The sequence below is a fragment of the Bradyrhizobium elkanii USDA 76 genome, from assembly GCF_023278185.1.
In the GTDB taxonomy this organism is placed as follows: domain Bacteria; phylum Pseudomonadota; class Alphaproteobacteria; order Rhizobiales; family Xanthobacteraceae; genus Bradyrhizobium; species Bradyrhizobium elkanii.
The window spans coordinates 1,224,422-1,242,128 of record NZ_CP066356.1 but is presented as its reverse complement, the minus strand read 5'-3'; the positions used below and the strand labels follow the sequence as shown (position 1 = coordinate 1,242,128).

General features: G+C 63.2%; 5 protein-coding genes and 7 pseudogenes. 1 reads left to right on the top strand and 11 read right to left on the bottom strand.

Annotated features, from left to right (window positions below; genetic code table 11):
* Positions 1-43 precede the first annotated feature (43 nt).
* From JEY66_RS05825 to JEY66_RS05775, 11 genes and pseudogenes are all read right to left on the bottom strand, one after another.
* Positions 44-973, bottom strand: a complete 930-nt coding sequence (locus JEY66_RS05825; protein ID WP_018268906.1) for a DUF2493 domain-containing protein — start codon at positions 971-973, stop codon at positions 44-46.
* A gap of 331 nt (positions 974-1,304) precedes the next feature.
* Positions 1,305-2,373: pseudogene (locus tag JEY66_RS05820) on the bottom strand (DUF7146 domain-containing protein).
* Positions 2,373-6,693 (bottom strand): annotated as a pseudogene (locus JEY66_RS05815) (strawberry notch-like NTP hydrolase domain-containing protein). Before JEY66_RS05815 ends, JEY66_RS05820 begins: the two co-directional pseudogenes overlap by 1 nt.
* Before the next feature lie 275 nt (positions 6,694-6,968).
* Positions 6,969-7,382, bottom strand: coding sequence for a hypothetical protein (locus JEY66_RS05810; protein WP_026191858.1), 414 nt, complete (start codon positions 7,380-7,382; stop codon positions 6,969-6,971).
* Positions 7,383-7,480: 98 nt separating this feature from the next.
* A pseudogene (locus tag JEY66_RS05805) lies at positions 7,481-9,573 on the bottom strand (ParB/RepB/Spo0J family partition protein).
* 338 nt (positions 9,574-9,911) lie between these two features.
* The gene (locus JEY66_RS05800; RefSeq protein ID WP_018268912.1) at positions 9,912-10,805 is read right to left on the bottom strand and encodes an ArdC family protein; all 894 of its coding nucleotides are present in this window, start codon (positions 10,803-10,805) and stop codon (positions 9,912-9,914) included.
* Positions 10,806-10,929: 124 nt separating this feature from the next.
* A pseudogene (locus tag JEY66_RS05795) lies at positions 10,930-11,400 on the bottom strand (DUF932 domain-containing protein); the annotation flags it as partial.
* Positions 11,401-11,612: 212 nt separating this feature from the next.
* Positions 11,613-12,466, bottom strand: a pseudogene (locus JEY66_RS05790) (IS3 family transposase); the annotation flags it as partial.
* Positions 12,467-12,475: 9 nt separating this feature from the next.
* Positions 12,476-13,846 (bottom strand): IS110 family RNA-guided transposase, encoded by a 1,371-nt coding sequence (locus JEY66_RS05785; RefSeq protein WP_026191859.1) that lies wholly within the window; start codon positions 13,844-13,846, stop codon positions 12,476-12,478.
* 212 nt (positions 13,847-14,058) lie between these two features.
* Positions 14,059-14,367: pseudogene (locus tag JEY66_RS05780) on the bottom strand (transposase); the annotation flags it as partial.
* A gap of 599 nt (positions 14,368-14,966) precedes the next feature.
* Positions 14,967-15,214, bottom strand: a pseudogene (locus JEY66_RS05775) (DUF2285 domain-containing protein).
* 804 nt (positions 15,215-16,018) lie between these two features.
* Here JEY66_RS05775 and JEY66_RS05770 point away from each other — a divergent pair.
* On the top strand, positions 16,019-17,005 hold the full coding sequence (locus JEY66_RS05770) for an acyltransferase family protein (RefSeq protein WP_077231194.1): 987 nt from the start codon (positions 16,019-16,021) through the stop codon (positions 17,003-17,005).
* The last annotated feature ends 702 nt before the right edge of the window (positions 17,006-17,707 follow it).

Sequence of the window (17,707 nt, the reverse complement as noted above, 5' to 3'; positions counted from 1 at the left end):
GCTTTCCGGTTTCATGTATCACGCATAGAAGCGAGAGCGGCGCCTATGCGCCGCCGAACCTCCAGACCGGGATGCCGAGCTTCTTTGCCTTGTCGGCAAGGTTGTCCTGAATTCCCGTGCCCGGGAAATGCATCACCCCGATCGGCAGCTCGTTGAGGATCGCATCGTTGCGTTTGAACGGAGCGGCCTTGGCATGCTTGGTCCAGTCGGGCCTGAAGGCGATCTGCGGAACCTTGCGGTTGTCGGCCCACTTGGCGGCGATCAACTCGGCGCCCTTGGGCGATCCGCCGTGCAGCAGCACCATGTCCGCATGCTTGGCGTGCACCTGGTCCAGTTTGGCCCAGATCAACCGGTGATCGTTGAAGTCGAGACCGCCGGTCAGCGCGACTTTCGGTCCGGGCGGCATGAGCACCTGATTGTCGGCACGCTTCCTCGCGGCCAGGAAGTCGCGGCTGTCGATCATCGCGGAGGTTAGATTGCGGTGGTTGACCTTCGAGCCGTTTCGCGGCCGCCAGCTTGAGCGGGTGTGGCGTTCGAACCCATCGGCGGCCTGGTCGCGCATCAGCTCGAAGGCGTTGCGTCTCTCGATCAGCGTCTGCCCCTCCGCTGTCAGTCGTTCCAGCTCGACGGATTTGATCTCGCTGCCATCCTGCTCCCGCTGCGACCGCTGCTGCGCCAGCTCGTTGTCGTCGAGCTCGCGCTCGATCCTGTCGATGGCACGATGGAAGACGTTCACTGTCGACCAGAGCAGGTCTCCGAGGTCGGGCTCAAGACGGGTATCGGACAGCGCCACCACGAGGGCATCGAAGATGTCGGCGATGCTGCCGGCGAGGACTCGCGCCTCTGGGAGCTGCCGGGGATCGGGCTCATCGTGGAAGGGACGGTAGCCATAGAGCTGGAGTTCCTGGAGGACCTGGTCGGTCGGGGATGAGCCGTGGTGCGGCTCGAAATCGTCGTTGTGGTCGGTGGTCATTGCGGCTTTCCCTCGTCGGATCGACCGCGCCCATCGCGGCCTTCATGGCGACGAAAGCGGCGGGCGGAACGGACTTGCACCCGCAGCGCGAGCTGTGGGCGGGAGCGGTAGCGGAGGACCGAAGGGGGCCGACTATTTTGCCTCGCGATGTAAAGGCGGCTCTGCCGCCGACGGAAAATAGTCGGCCCACGAGGTTGCCGGTCCGAGCCGCTTGCCGCCCGATCGCCCTCTCAGAAGGCCGTGGGTGCGGTCCTCTCCGGCGCCGAGGGGAAGCAGGACCACCGGCCTCGCGATAACGGAGCGGCTGCGTCGCACCTCATCCCCGTTCCGGCTATGCCGCCAGCTCAATAAAGCGGCGCGATGTCCTGCGCCGCGATCTGCACGCGGCTCGCGGCCCGAAGGGCGTCAATTCCGAGCAGGCGAAGATCCTCGTTGAAGTCGCCTAGCGGTGGCGAGAGCACGATTACCTCGATCCCGGCCTCCTGCCCCCGATTGATCAAGGTCGCCATGGCGCCGTCACCGGCAGGATCGTCGTCCCGGGCGATGTAGAGCCGGCGCAGCGTTTCCGGGAAAAGGATGGCTGAGAGATGCGCCGCCGAGAGGGCTGCGACCATCGGCATGGTCGGCAAGACGCATCGGAGCGACAGCATCGTCTCGATGCCCTCGCCGGCCGCCATGACTTCACCAGCTACGCCAAATCGAACGGCGTGACCAAGCAGGTCGCCCATCGCCCGTTTCGGCGCGTCGATCGGCGCCTTGCCGAGCGTCGTCTCGTTGAAGCCTCCGGGGTCAAGCCAGGTGCGATGCGCGCCGGTCAGGTGGCCGCAGAGATCGGTGACGGCGGCGATCATCGCCGGCCAGGTCTCGGTCGCGCTGTGGTCGTCGGGCCTGTAGTAGCAACGCGGGTGAAAGCGCAGACCTCCGGTTTCGTGCAAAGCCGTAATGCCGCGATTGCGGAGATACGCTTCTACGAGTGTGCCTGCGATCGACCGCGACACGCCGAAGAGCCGCCGCGACGCCTCTGGCGATCCGAGGGGCGCGGGCGATTTTCTCGACCGGAGGCGATTTGGCTCTGGCTCCGGTTCTGGACGCGGCAGACTTAGAAAGCGTCGTGCCTCATTGGCGACGTCGCGAAAGTGAGTGAAACCGCAGCTCTCGCGGATCACGTCGAGGAGATCGCCAAATTCGGCCGAGGCGGCATCTCGCCAATGGCCGGCGGCGCCGGGTCCGGATTCCGGCCCGCTGAGCCGGACGAACATCGACCTGCCGGGCGTATTGCGGACGTCGCCCACTGTCCAGTAGCGGCCCTTCCGCCTTCCGTTGGACAGGTAATGGCGGCACACCGCCTCGGCGTCACGCGCGAGACGGCGGGCCAGTTCGGAGGCGGCGTCGCCGGTCATCAGGCGGCCTCCCGCTCGCCAATGCGCTTGAGCGGATAGTGGTCGAGCACCTTCGCCAACACCGCGACGCCGGTCGCATCTGATGGCACGAACATACGCAGCTTCCACGAGATGATCTCGCTGAAGAGGCCGTAGGCGCGGAGCCGATCGCGCATCGCATCGGTGAAGCCCGACAGCTCGATGCGATGGACGCTCATCACGCGGACACGACGGAGCTGCAGGTCCTCGGCGAGGTCGAGCACGGTGCGCCCCTCCATCAGCGCCGAGAACGCTTCGTGTGGCGTCAAGTTGCTGGCGCCGGTCGCGCAAGCGTTCGCCGCCCAGGCTGGCGGGACCCTGCGACCGATGATGCGCTCGCCCTCGTCGGTCTGGAGACGATGGACCCGCGTCGACTCGTTCGGCAACCGCTTCCAGATCGGCAGCAGCAGACCTGCGACGATGTGGAGCGTGCTCTCAGCGAGCTCGGGAACGTCGACGACTTCGCCGTTCCATGCTGCGGCGAACGTCTCGCGATCCGCAGGCTGCCAGTGGCTCTCGTCCATCATCTTTATCGAAGCGTGATGGTGCTCCATGGGGCGGATCAGCCGCACGCGGCGTTCGATCTCGCCGTCATCGAGCATGAAGCTTGGCGCCGGAATCTGCACGGCGGCACGCCCCGAGCGCTCGTTGACCAGCAGCACCGCCCGAGGATCGGCGAGATAATCGAGCGCTTGATCAAGCGTCATGGGATGATTGCGCCGGCGTTCGGTGATCGTGAGCAGCCGGGTTTCGGCGCCGGTGACGGGGTGCGTGTAGATCGGATGCCGGTCGGTGACGACGAAGCTTTCTGCCTGCAATGTCTCCAGCCCAACATCATAGACGCCGCGGGCGATAGCGCCCTCGACCTTGGCGTTCAGCAACTGTTCGAAGGCCGTGAACAGCAAGCCTTGCAGGTCGATGGTGAGCGCGAGCAGCCGGTTCAGGAACGTCGTGATCGGTGGCAGCTCGTCCTTGATGCCGTTCGCATCCATGAGCTTCAAGCCTGTGGCGTCCTCGAAGGTCTGGAGCGAACAGCCTTCGACCTTGCCGCGCACGAGCAGCAGATAGAGCTGGCGCAGCGCGTCTCGGGCGTAGTGGCTCTCAAGATTGTCCTCGGGCCGGAATAGACCCTGGCCGCCGGTCTGGCGCTGGCCGCGCGTGATGGCACCCAGCGTGTCGAGCCGGCGCGCAATGGTCGAAAGGAAGCGCTTCTCCGCCTTGACGTCGGTCGCAATGGGGCGGAACAGCGGCGGCTGCGCCTGGTTGGTGCGGTTCGTTCGACCAAGCCCCTGGATCGCGGCATCGGCCTTCCAGCCCGGCTCGAGCAAATAATGGACACGAAGCCGGCGATTGCGCGCCGAGAGCTCGGCGTGGTAGCTGCGACCCGTGCCGCCGGCTTCCGAGAAGACGAGGATGCGCTTGAAGTCATCCATGAAGGCGGCGGTCTCTGCGAGATTGGCGGAGGCGGCACGGTTCTCGACGGCAAGGCGGTCACCCCTACGCACCACGCGCCGCGAACGGCCGGTCACTTCCGCCACGAGGTCCGTCCCGAACCGCTGCACGATCTGGTCGAGCGCGCCGGGAACGGGCGGAAGCGAAGCGAGCCGCTCGATCAGCTCATTGCGGCGGGCGACGGCCTCGCGGCTCTCGACCGGTTGGCCGTCGCGGAAGACGGGCCGGGACGAAAGATTGCCTTCGGCGTCGGTGAAGGGCTCATAGAGCTGCACTGGGAAGGAGTGAGCGAGGTAATCCAGCACGTACTCGCGCGGCGTGATGTCCACGCGCACGTCGTTCCATTCCTCAGGTGGGATCTCGGCGAGCCGCCGCTCCATCAGCGCCTCGCCGGTCGAGACGATCTGAATCACCGCGGCATGGCCCTCGGCCAAGTCCCGCTCGATGGAGCGGACCAGGGTCGGCGTCTTCATGCTGGTGAGCAGATGACCGAAGAAGCGCTGCTTGGCCGATTCGAAGGCCGAGCGCGCGGCCGACTTCGCCTGGCGGTTGAGCGTGCCGTTCTCACCGGTAATGTTGGCGGCCTGCATTGCCGCGTCGAGGTGATTGTGGATGACGCTGAAGGCAGCGGCGTAGGCATCATAGATCCGGCGCTGCTCGTCGGAGAGCTGGTGCTCGACCAGTTCATACTCGACGCCGTCGTAGGAAAGCGAGCGGGCGGTGTAGAGACCGAGCGAGCGAAGATCGCGAGAGAGCACCTCCATCGCCGCGACGCCGCCCTCCTCGATCGCCTCGACGAACTCGGCGCGGGTGGCGAACGGAAAATCCTCGCCGCCCCACAGCCCGAGGCGCTGGGCGTAGGCGAGATTGTGGACGGTGGTGGCGCCGGTCGCCGAGACATAGACGACGCGGGCATTGGGCAGCGCATGCTGAAGACGCAAGCCTGCACGCCCCTGCTGCGAGGGCGCGACATCGCCCCGCTCGCCCTTGCCGCCACCGGCATTCTGCATGGCATGGCTCTCGTCGAAAATGATGACGCCGTCGAAGTCGGAGCCCAACCATTGAACAATCTGCCGGACGCGCGAAAGCTTCTCGCCGCGGTCGTCGGACCGCAGCGTAGGTTAAAAATAGGACGCCCTCGGCCAACCGGATGTCGTACCCTTGAGGGAAGCGCGAGAGCGGCGTGACCAACAGACGCTCCATGCCGAGCGCCGACCAGTCGCGCTGCGCGTCCTCGAGCAGCTTGTCGGACTTCGAGATCCAGACCGCCTTGCGCCGGCCGTGCAGCCAGTTGTCGAGAATGATGCCGGCGGACTGGCGACCCTTGCCGGCGCCGGTCCCGTCACCGAGCATGAAGCCGCGACGGAAGCGGACGGCGTTCGGTGCGTCGTCGCGGGCGGCCGCGACGAGGTCGAAGGTCTCGTCTACCGTCCAGGCGCCAGCGAGATAGTTACCATGCGCCTCGCCAGCATAGATGACCGTCTCAAGCTGGGCGTCGGACAGAATGCCATCGCTGACGAGGTTTGCCGGCAGCCGTGGCCGATAGCTCGGCTTCGGCGGCGCGACCGAGGCCATCGCGGCCGACTGCACCAGCTTGGTCGGGTGCGGCTGCGCACCGTGGATCCGGATCGATTGGAGCCGGTATTCTTCGTAGATGGCGTCGCTGAGGCGCGCGCCCTCGGGCGGCGCCCAATCTGTCGCCTCATAAGCGAGGTCGACGGCTTCGGGATCGGCAACCGGGGCCTTGACCGACTGTGCAGCGGCCCGCCCCAGATAACTGCGCACAGTGCGAGGCGCTGTCGACGCTGACATGGGACGCGCGCTGGTTGACGCCACGCTCAGGCGAGGTGGAACGTATTCGCCGATGCAGCGGAGCAGCGTCGCGACGTCGGGCGCCATTCCCGGCGACGCCGGGAACGCGTTCGGGTCATCGGCAGGCACCTTGTCAATGACGGTGAGGCGCGTCTCGATCGTGGTGCCGTGCCTAGCGTAGACCGCACCGGCGATCGCAGCTGTGAACACCACGCGGCCGCGCTCCTGCAATCGGGCGAAGGCGTCGCACCAGGCTGAGGCTTCGGGTGAGAAGTTGGCGCCGGTGATTGTGACCAGCCGGCCGCCATCGGCGAGACGCGCCAGCGCCGAGGCGATATGACGGTACGCCGTGTCGGCCATGCGGCCGGAAACGTTCGCCATCGCCGAGAACGGCGGGTTCATCAACACGACGCTTGGGACCACCGCGGGATCGAGGTGATCGTCGATCTGGGCCGCGTCGAAGCGCGTGACGGAACTGGCCGGAAAGAGGGAAGAGAGCAACGTAGCCCGGCTCTCGGCCAGTTCGTTCAGCACGAGCCCGCTGCCGGCAATGTCGGCGAGGATGGCAAGCAGCCCGGTGCCTGCGGACGGCTCCAGCACGCGATCCGCCGCCGTGATGGCAGCCGCGGTGAGCGCTGCCAGGCCGAGCGGGATCGGCGTCGAGTATTGCTGAAAAGTCTCGCTCTCGGCAGAGCGGCGCGTGTGGGTCGGCAGAAGCCCCGCGATCTTGTCCAAAGCGGAAAGTCGTGAAGCCGTAGAGTTCGCTTTGCGGAAAAGCGCCTTTCCATATTTGCGCAGGAACAGAACGGTGGTGACCTCGCAAGCGTCATAGGCCATCTTCCAGTCCCAGGCGCCCGTCGCATCGGATGCGCCGAAAGCCACTTCCATCGCGGCGCGCAGGATTGCGGCGTCGATGCGTTGGCCGCGATCGAGATGCGGGATGAGCCGTTCAGCCGCAGCGATGATTGCGCTCTCGGAAGCGCGAACAGGCGGGATCGGCGCGAGCTGGTCGGCCGCGATCGGGGAAAGGTCAGTCATGGAGGAAGCCTTCAGGAGAGCGGGAACGGGCGAGCCGATCGGCGCTCTCTCTGACCGCACCGGCTCAAACCCGTCCCGGGCCGTCCTCTCCCTCTCAGCATCACGGCCGTGCCCGACATGAGAAACGGCGCCCCACCGGATGGCGGCGCGCCGCGCACAGAGCGTTCCTCAGTATCCGAATTGCCGAGACGGCGACCCCCGACGGTCGGCGGCGGCGGTGACCGCTTCCGCGAGGTAGCTCGCCTCGCCTTCGACGATAGTGACGATGTATTTCGTCACGACGCAGCTCCCTCGATCGGATCATTTTCGCCCGCGAGAATGGCCTCGGCCTTCACGATGGCGGCGTCCGCCCGCCGGCGCCAAAGCTCGACATCCACTGTGCCTGGTTCCGGCGGGTGGGTGAGTATCTTGAGCAGACCGAGCAGCACCTCGAAATGGCCGGCCTTGCGCTGGACCTGCTCGCCGAAACGTGAGGGAAACGGCAGGCGCGGGCCGCTATAGGCGGCGTCGCGGCCTTCCCAGGCACCGGTAACATAGGTCTCGCCGGACGATTCAACGTCCGACTTGTCGTCGTCCCAGCTCTCGTCGGCGATCGCAAGATCGCAGGCCTGGTCGAGCGTTTCGGCTTCGTAGGTTCGCTGCCGATAGATCGGCAAATGATAGGTCGTCTCGATGGTGAAGAAGGGCACGATAGCCTCCAGAATGCAAAAGCACGGCTCGCGCCAGGCTTTGGGGTGAATGGCAGTGAAAAAACGCGGGATGACCGAAGCCATCCCGCGTGGTCGAGCTATTCGGCCGCGATCATGGGCGGCTCGTCCGCTTCATCGGCCGGAGTTTCCTCGTCGTCGCCGGCGAGGAATTCCGGCAGCATCGCGCCATCGCCCCCGTCCTCCGCGGCATCGACGGTCGCCACCTGGTCGGTGCCGGTCATTCGCAGTGGCTCGGGCAACCAGCCGGTGTCGGCCAGGAGGCGTTCGGCCTCCTTGGCCATGTCACCCTTCTTCAGATGCTCGATGAGCTGGGCGGCCTGCTCGCCGGCGCCTTCGCGCACCGCCTCCAGGATGCGGCGCTTCGGAACCCGGCCGAGATAATTCTCGACGGTCGGGCGCCACCCGGATTCCACCATGTCGAGATCGACGGCCCTCGCGATGCGATCGGCCTCGGTGATCCGCTGCTCGACGATGTGCGGCGTGGCGCCGCCACCGTAGCGGTCGCCCTTCTCGTAGAGCGCGTTGACGCCGAAGGAGGCGCAGTGCGCAAGGAGCGCCGCCTGCTCGTCGCCCGTCAGGCCGTTGAGCCAGTCCCAGAGATCGGCTTTGTCTTTGGGCAGACGCTCCTCCCACGTCCTGTGGCGCGCGTCGATCGCCTTGGCCGCCGGCGTGTCGTTCAGCCCTTGCGCCTGAACCGGCGGGAGAAGACGTCGAGGCAGAATTTGTGCAGCACGGCCCGGAAGGCGACTGAAGGCGTGCTCGCCAACTTGTCGCGCAGCACTAAAGTCCGCTCCGCTGTGAGCTCGGTGAGCAGGCGGTCCGGTAGCGGCTTCACCGCATCATCATCGTCATCCTCGGCCTCCGCATGCTGCCCGCCGACGATGATGACGGCGCGCTGGATAGCCGGTGCCAATGGTTCGGCGCCGTCCAGGGCTGCGGCGGCGGGTTCGCCATCGCTGTTCTGCTCTGGCTCGGCCACGGGCAGCTCGTCCTCAGGCCGGACGTAACCGCGATCAACCAAGAGCGTGCCTTCGGCGTCGATGCCGACGAACACACCCGCGCGGGCGATGTCGGCCGGCTGATAGACGATGGGTCGGTCGTCGAAGGCGGCGAGAGCCGTCTCAATTTCGCCAAGACGCTGGTCGACCTCGTCGGGCAGCTCGTCCGCGCCGTCATGCTCGGCCTCGAGCCTGGCAAATTCGGCCTTGAGCGCCTCGATGGTCGTCTGCTCTTCGGGGGTGAGACCGGTGGATACGCCATCCAGCTCGCGCAAACCACGCGTATGGCCGTAGGGGAAGTCGATCGCGACCTCGATCCACTTCCAACCTTCAGCGGCGATCGTTTCCGCTTCCGCCTTCAACTTCTCGGTGACCAGACGGTCGAGCAGAGCGACGTCCTCGAGCCAGCCGCCGTCGTCGGACTGGAACAGGTCGCGCAGCACCATGCCCCCGGCCGCCTCGTAGGTGTCGAGGCCGACAAACACGGCTCGCCGGTCGGACGCGCGCACGGTCTTCTCCGTCAACATGCGGCGAATCTGATAGGGCTCCTTGTGCCAAGAGCCGGAGATAGCCTGCCAAACCTGCTCCTGACGGCCGTGATCGGCGGTGACGGTGAAGGCCATCAACTGCTCGAGCGACATGCCGTCCTCGGCATAGACGTTGAGCAGCGCGGGCGAAACCGAGGCGAGGCGCAGGCGCTGCTTCACGACGTTGACTGACGTGAAGAAGGCAGCCGCGATGTCCTCCTCGGACTGCCCCTTCTCGCGCAAAGCGTGGAAGGCACGAAACTGGTCGAGCGGATGCAGCGGCGCACGCTGGATGTTCTCGGCGAGCGAATCGTCCTCGGCGAGAACGTCGGTCGCCGGATCGCGCACGACGCAAGGTACCGACGCGGTCTTGGCCAGGCGCTTCTGCTTCACCAGCAGCTGCAGTGCCCGATAGCGACGTCCTCCGGCCGGGATCTCGAACATGCCGGTCTCGGCGCCTTCGGCGTCGAGGACCGGCCGGACGTTGAGGCTCTGGAGCAAGGTACGGCGGGCGATGTCCTCGGCCAGCTCCTCGATGGAGACGCCGGCCTTCTCACGCCGTACGTTTGACTGGCTAAGCACCAGCTTGTTGAAGGGAATGTCGCGCGAGGACGACAGGGTGATCTTCCGAACGGCAGTAGCCATGGGTGATACTCCGCGACGGCCCGACCCAAAGGCTCTCTCTGGGCCTCCAAGCCGTCACGAAGCGCAGCGCCGCCCTCTTCCTCTCAAGGCAGCGCCGCAACCCGACGATCAGAAAAAGCGGAATGGCACGAAGCCGGAGACACGCCGTTGCGCATCTCCGGCTTTCCGGGTTTCAGGCTGCGCGGTCGAACAGCTTCTTCGCGCGGACTTCCAGCTGGAGAACGTGATCGCCCAGCATCTTCAGGTCCGCGCCCTGCTACAACGTGCCAGCGACAAGAGGAAAATGAGAGTGGTATGCATCCGTCTCGTCGGGGACTGCGGATGAAGTCTGACGCTCCTCAGCAGATACGGGGCTGCTGCGCGTGCATCCAGTCGGCGGCCTGCTGCGCCTTGCCGGCGGCAGTAAAGATAGCCCGAGGATCGTCCTTCAACACTTCGATCCACGACGCAATATACGCTGCGTGATCGGGACGCGGATAATGGGCTATGCCCAAATCAGCAAGGACAAGCCCGCTGAGAATCTCCACGCAACATTCCTCGGCGGCATAGGCAGCCGAGCCGAACCGATCCGACAGATCGCGGTCAAGCCGGTGCTTTGCCCCTGAGGCATGGCCGTCCTCATGCAGCCAGACAGCATAGAATGAAGCGGCATCGCGGAAGGACGCGAAGTCCGGCATGAATACCGTGTCCGATGACGGGAGATAGTAAGCCTCGGATCCGCCGAATACAGTCTTGATCCCGAGGTTGGCGATGAAAGCTTCCGCATGCGCCAGGCGCTCGCTCTCTGGAAGGACGTTCGTCGGAGGGCGCTCGTATCCGTCCACCTGAGCGACGTTGAACACCGAGAATGCTCGAGCAAACATCCGCCGGTGGCCGCCATTATCACCGTCATCGTCGTCAGCCGGCTCGGATGGAGCGACCTGCTTCCATAGCACAACAGTGGTAGCGCGTTCGCCCTTGCGCACCTGCGCGCCAGCGTGCCGCCATTGCCGATAGGTGCCCCACAGGCCATCGCTGTAATGGCTGGCCGTGGCTGCGACCCAGAGCGCCACCGTGTTTACGCCCCGGTAGCGCTTGCCCGAAGCGACGTTGGTTGGGCGGGCAACACTCGTCCCGTTGTGGAACCACGGCGCACGCCACTCGCCTGCACCTAGCTCGATTGCCGCGATGATCTCGGCGGTGATGCGCGTGTAAACATCGGCACGGGCTCCGGACTGCATCCTGGAAGACATCGTGATAGCTCCTTGGGAGCGACGCGAGCGCACGGGATCGCCACCGCTTGCGGGCGGCGTCAGGCTCAACGTCGACGGGAAGGGATCAGTGAAAAGCTGGAGAGTCAGCTTGACAGTTTAGATAACGGCCATATTTGGGGCCCGTAGCGGCGCGAAGCTCGACGCGACCATCCTCTATCTCGAGCGTCTTGAGCTGCTCGGCTCGATGAGAGTTGAGGCCGAACTGCAGGTTGATGCCAGCGAGCGGGCGCCGGAAGCTGACGGAGGTAAGCCGCCGGGGCTTCGGCCAAGCTGACAAGTTGGCCGAAACTCCAGTGAGTCGGCGCGCCGGAGCCGGATAGCAGCAGAGCGAGGCGCTCGGCATCGTCGCGGCGGCCTCAACCCGGATCGCAGCGCTCTCGAGCGTTCGGGTCCGGCTTCGCTCGGTCCGTCTACGCACCGTGGCATAGAGGTCCCACAAGGATAGATAGCGCTCGTCCGCTGGCCGCGAGAACCATTCCGACGATACTCGGCGGACGCGCTCGCCGCGGGTCGCGTCCATCTTGTAGCCGCCGACATGGTCGCGGGCAGCGCTCAGAACTTCGACTTGGGTCATGGGTCATCTCCACGACAGGCGCCGGAGGCCTCTCCTCCGTTCTTCAACCCGTCACGGCGAAGCCCGTCCGCCCTCTCACTCTAAAGGGGGGGCGAGGAGCGAGCCGGCCAGTTTGTAGCATAAGCTTGCATGGTGCGAATGAGAGTGCAGTCTAACGGAATCCAGCAGCGGCCCAATGGTCATCTGATCTTCCCCCAAAAAAATGGACAGGGTTAAGCTGCTTTTAGCTCCATCTCGATCGGGCTGATATAGCCGATGGCGGAGTGACGACGCGTTCGATTGTAGAAGCCTTCGATGAAGGCGAAGATGTCGCGCTGGGCTTCGGCGCGGGTCTGGTACTGGCGATGATGAACGAGCTCGGTCTTGAGCGTGTGAAAGAAGCTCTCCATCGGAGCATTGTCATAGCAGTCGCCCTTGCGGCTCATCGACGCCCTGAGGCCGGCGGATTGCATCAGCTTGCGGTAATCCGCCGAGGCATATTGGGCCGCGATCGGAATGGTGGATCAGGCCGGCACTTGGCCGCTGCGCCGAGATCGCCATCCGCAAGGCCGCCAAGGGCAGGTCGGCGCGCAAATGATCCGCCATCGCCCATGACGGCGGCCAGATAGAGCCAGCCCTGATCGGTCTCGATGTAGGTGATATCGGCGAGCCAGATCTGGTTCGGAGCAGTGGCGATGAAGTTGCGGTCGAGCAAATTCGGGGCGATCGGCAGGTCGTGGCGGCTGTCGGTGGTCCGCACCCGGCGTGGCCGCGCCATGATGGCCCTGATGCCGTGACGCCGCATCAACCGCTCGATGCGACCACGGCTCGCCCCGCGGCCCTGCGCCTTCAACTCGACATGGATACGCGGGCTGCCATAACGCCCGCGGGTGTCGCGGTGGACCCGCCTGATGTCGTCGACGAGGTCACGATTGGCGGCAGATCGTCGGCTCTCCGGGCGCGAGCGCCAGGCATAATAGCCGGCCGGCGAGACGCCGAGCACGTCGCACAGGAGTGTCACCGGATAATCGGCGCGGCGATCTTCGATGAAGCGGAATCTCATGTCCGTGTTCCAGCAAAGATCGCGATCGACTTCCTAAGAAACAGCCGGATCGGGGTCGCCCGAAATTGCCTGTAACACGAAGCCCAGAGATTTGGCTCGGCGCTGAAGGTTAGCGAGGACACGGCCGCGATACTTCTGCTCATAGTGATCCGCGCCGGGGTCTCTGTAGTGCATACCGTGCCGGAGGGTGTTGTAGAATAAAACTGCGATCTTGCGGGCGGTCGCTGTCACCGCCTTTGACTTACCCGCACGTGAGGATAGTCGGCGATAGAATGCACCGAGCGCCGTATCGCTCCGCCCGACGGTTGTTGCTGCCAACCGCAACAGTGCGGCTGCGCGACTGGACGATCTCCGTGTGCGCGAGGACAACACCTTGCCGCCAGAGATTTTGTTGCCTGGTGCAAGGCACAGCCAGGAGGTGAAGTGCTTGGCGCTCGGCCATGCTCGCAGATCGGTGCCACACTCACCGACGAGCTTCAATGCCAGTGATGGACCCAACCCATGGATCTCAGTCAGATCGACGCCGAGCACGCCGTACAGCGCGGTCCTGACATCGAAGGTAGGCGCGTTGACCTGTTTGGTCTTGATGCGTGGCTTGGATAGCTTTCCGGTCGGCTTCGCGCCTTTATTGTTCAGTGCCGCGATCAGGACCTCGAGCTTGCGGTCGCAGTCCAGCATCTTCGCTTGGTAGACGTCGTAGAGTTCCAGCGACTGGGTCAGCGCGAAGACATGTTCGTGCCGGTCGTTGCCCACCAGTGCCGCGCGGATCGTCGCGATGGATGAATGGCATCGCACGTCCCGATAGGTTGCCAAGACGTCAGGATTCCGCTCGCCTGCAACAATCGCTCGGATAATCCGCATGCCGGTTGCGCCCGTGATATCCGTGACCACATGATGGAGCTGCAGATTCATCTCCATCAGGGCCTTCTGCATATGCTGGATATGGGCGGCGGCATATTCCACCAGCCGCTCCCGTTGGCGCAGATACGCGCGCAGGGTTGCGATCTCGGCATCAGGTCGGAAGCTGCCGCGTAACAGGCCATAGGAGTGAAGCTGGCGCAACCACGCGGCATCGCTGACATCGGTCTTGCGCCCGGGCACGTTCTTGGCGTACCGCGCATTGACCAGAATCACTTCAAACCCGCGCTGCTCCAGGATCTCGTAGACCGGGATCCAATAGACTCCGGTGGATTCCATCGCGACACTCGTCACGCCGCACGTTTTGAACCAGTCCGCCAGCTCATGCAGGTCTCGCGTGAATGTGCCGAAAGAGCGCACAGGCACGTCAGTGCAAGCGGGGTTCACCGCAGCCATGTGCATCTTTGATCCGACGTCGATAGCGGCGGCCCCGACGTTGACCGGCCTAAGTTCTGGGCGGTCGCCGACCGTCCTCTTCTTGGGCATTGCAATACTCCATTCAATGATGAGCAGGAGGGTTTGGGCTATGCCAATCGTCATCTTCCTAATCGGGATCGTCGCCAGGGCGACGTCACCACTCTCAAGTTCGCATGCACCCATGGACCATGTTTTTTAACGGGGATTGTGCCTCCAATAATCGAACGGCCGCTACCCTCCCAGCCGCCGAGGATAGCACAAGGCTGTTTCTACGCCGCGCAGGCGCGCCACTGTGCTGGACAGTTTTTTAAAATATCGCGCTCCATGCGCAGCCGCTCGTTCTCTCGCTGCAAACGCGCGATCTCTGCCGCGTGGTCCGCCGACGGCAGCGTCGCCTGCGTTGGGGGGCGCCGCGTCGCCGCCGTCGGCTCCAGCCGGGCCCCTCGCTGCTCAACCCACCGCCGCAGCACGGAATCGCGCAGGCCAAGCTCCTTGGCCACAGATCCGATCGAGCGCCCGCTCGACGCTACGAGGTCAACCGCTTGCCGCTTGTAGTCGTCCGTAAACGACCGACGTTGACGTCCTTCCATCCGACACCTCCTGGCTCTTCGAGCCTACTACAGGTGTCCATCAATTCGGAGGAGGTTCAATCGCTATGAGCGATATCGGGATCGGAGCGAAGCGGAGATAACGACCTCAGGCGAGAAAGGAGATTGCTCGTACATTGCGTACTGAGCTGGTAAGCACGGCCGTGCCTGAAGCATCGGAAACGACAAATGCTGCGCATTGTTTGGTTGCTATGCGACGACGCTTGCCTGGCCCGAGAAGCGACGGCTCAGCGCACAACGCGTGTTTAAGCTCAGGTGAGAGGTACTGTGGCTTGCAGCCGACGGTGTCGGCGTGCGTTCAATGTATTGAACGAGCCGGCGGCCGAAGGTCGGTGCCAGCAGAACCTGCCAAGGTGGTCCCGCCGCGGATAGCTCGCTTCTTCGTATCCGACAAGCTATGCGCGCAAGCATCTCCATGCGAGATGGGGCCTGAGCGCGTGTCCTCGCGACACGCGACCTAGCAAGCGTCGTAGGCGAGAAAGGACAATGTCGCCGCCAAGCAAGTAAGATTAGCGTGAACGGAGGCGTGAGAGGCGACGAAATCGATGCGGTGGTCGCGCATGCTCGTGTGGCAATTTTGCTCAGTTAGAGGCAGGCCAGCCACGTTCGAGCGGCAGTCTGTGTTCGCTATTGCTCATCCATTTCGCCCGCGCGAAATGAGTTTTGTAGGCTCGACGGGCGCTCCGGCTCGCGTTCGGGATCAATGCGCAACACGACCTTTGCGACTTCTCTCTAGCCGGCGTCTTCTGCATCTGCGTCCAGGAGGCGCATATAGGTGACGGCATGTTCATGGTCGTAGAGCGTCAGGATCGAAATCCGTCGGCGCCATATCGGCGATATCCGGATCGAGCGGCGGCTTTTGTGGCGCCCCCCAACACGTTGATTCGTTCAATAAGAATGCTTTGCTGGTCCGAGCGTTCGGGAAAGCAGGTGCCGGGGTCAAGGTCTTATTTACGCTACCGTGTGATGCTCCCAGCGCACCGTCTGATATCAGTCGAGGCGGTGTGCTCTCGCACACGCCCGGGTCTCTATGCAAAGTCGCTCCGAGGCTCGAGTTTTCACGCGCAATCGGTTAGGTGGGGCGGCCTTGCTTTCGCAGGCGACGAATTGACGAAGGGCAAAGGCCCGCCGACTGTTATCTATCTAGCTGGACGCGCAGAGGCTCCAGCTCAGGGACACGGCGCGCGAAGATCTCTTGTACTAAACGTTCCAATCTGAAGCGGAGACGACACACTCAGATGAGAAGCGCGTTCGGTTCGCTCCTAACGTACCATGTTCCTCGGAGCTTTCGTGTCGGGATCATTAAGGGTGGGTGGCAGCACTCGCATGGACGTGAGGCGCCCCTTGCCACTGATCCTCCCGTGCACCGCCTTCCTTTCCGGCCACGTGACCTCGCTCATGGCGCGATCGTCGTGGCGTGGGTCACGCGGGGCTCCATATCCGCTTTAGACGGCAACAGTTGCGCGACGGGCGAATGGTTCGCTTGACAAAACGGCAGTGCTCTAGCAGGGATCGTATTTTCAAGGACTTCTACCGTGAACATTCCGTCTTTGACCGGCGCGCGGTTTTTTGCCGCCGCGGCAATTGTTCTGACCCATTCGCAAGTCGCGCCACTTTTCCCGGAAGGTAGTTTCTGGCCATTCGATCTGGCAGGGCGGTCACGTTCTTTTTCGCGCTTTCGGGCTTTGTCCTATCGATCAACGCAAGAGGGGCTTCACTCGGTCAATTCCTAACCGCACGTTTCGCCCGCATCTGGCCAGCTCACGTTGCCGCTATTTGTTTTCTGTTTTTGATCTTCTGGCCATACAGCTATCAAGTGGCCACTACCCCTGCAGAGTTTCGCAACTTGTGGCTGAATCTTGCCCTTGTGCATGCCTGGATCCCCGAAAGGGCCGTTTACTGGTCATACAATGCCCCATCCTGGTCAGTTTCGGCAGAGATTTTCTTCTACGCGACCTTTCCTGGCGTGCTGTGGTTGATGCGTCGAAGTGTACTTCACACATTGCTTGCTGCCTTGGCGATCCCGGTCGGCTTTCAATTATTGCTGGGCAAGCTCGAACCCGGCATCGATAGTCACTGGCTTGGTCATTATAACCCGCTGGTCAATCTTCCGATCTTCGCACTCGGTGTCGCTGCGGGCGAATGGTTCAAGCGCGACGCGACAAGCAAGGTCAAGGGAACATCATTCCAAGTCGGCGCCTTGGCTCTAACGCTTGCCGCGAATGCGTTTTTCACCATTACTGATTTTTCTTTCCTGCCCCCTGCCCTTGCCTATTCTATCAAGACTGGCGGCGCGGCCCCTTTCTATCTCGCTATGATCCTGTCGCTCGCGCGCTATGACGGAGCCATCAGCCGCGCGCTTTCCCACCGGACACTTATTTTCCTCGGAGAGATCAGCTATTCGCTCTATCTGTTTCACCAGCTTGTCATTCGCTGGTACACAGTGAATTTCGAAGCGTTCTCTCCCATCCCGCTGTGGCTGCAATACGTTGGCATCTGGGTAGCTTCACTTACCATTGCGGCGACCAGTTACGTGCTCATCGAACAATTCTTTCGTCGCGCAATAATTGCGCTCGGATCAGATATCCGCGGGTTTTGTAAACGCTTGCAAAGTGCATAAATCTATAGACTAGGCAGCGCAACATTGCCGAGGCCTCCGGCAGTGATTGCGCTGATGATCGCGGTCCAAGGAAGGCAACACTTCAGCGAAGATCGGTCGCAGCGAGTTCTTTGGGGATGCTCGCTTGGCTGAAGAAGTGCAGACGAATCTCATAAAATCGACAGAAGCTTCCGCAACCTCAAAGGTTGGAGCGCCATCCAAGGCCTCGCCGAGTCTCCAGATTCGGTTTGGCACAAGAACGCATCGGCCTCGCGCCAAACGAAGGCAAGCTCACCAGCAAATTACCTTCACTGCGCGTGGTACGAAGCGTACGGTTATGATGCGGTTTAAGCACTCCTACAAAGCGCGCGCACGATTTTGTCCGCCTCGTACAAAGTTTGCCTCCCCCGGAGGATGGGGCATTCTGGCACTAAGCCACAAGTTAAATAACATGTGATTGTTCTCTGCGCAGTGCGCTACTTGACTACGGATGATCTCCCATTCCGTGTCGCTACGCATCATCTCCCATTTGAGATATGAAAAGCGTGTCACGGGACCGAGGACTAGAATTCGGATTGTTTGACAGTTCGTCTTCATGACCGGCGCGGACACTCTGCACGAAATGGACAGACATCTGACAGTGCGAGCAAAATAGCGGTTGCGCAAATGAGACCTTGACCGAGCACCCGCTCCGCCCCACGCTCGAAACCAGTCATTGACCCG

Excerpts from the sequence above, each read along its gene's own strand:
- JEY66_RS05825 (WP_018268906.1), bottom strand. The coding sequence starts at position 973 with ATGACCACCGACCACAACGACGATTTCGAGCCGCACCACGGCTCATCC.
- JEY66_RS05800 (WP_018268912.1), bottom strand. The coding sequence starts at position 10,805 with ATGTCTTCCAGGATGCAGTCCGGAGCCCGTGCCGATGTTTACACGCGC.
- JEY66_RS05785 (WP_026191859.1), bottom strand. The coding sequence starts at position 13,846 with ATGCCCAAGAAGAGGACGGTCGGCGACCGCCCAGAACTTAGGCCGGTC.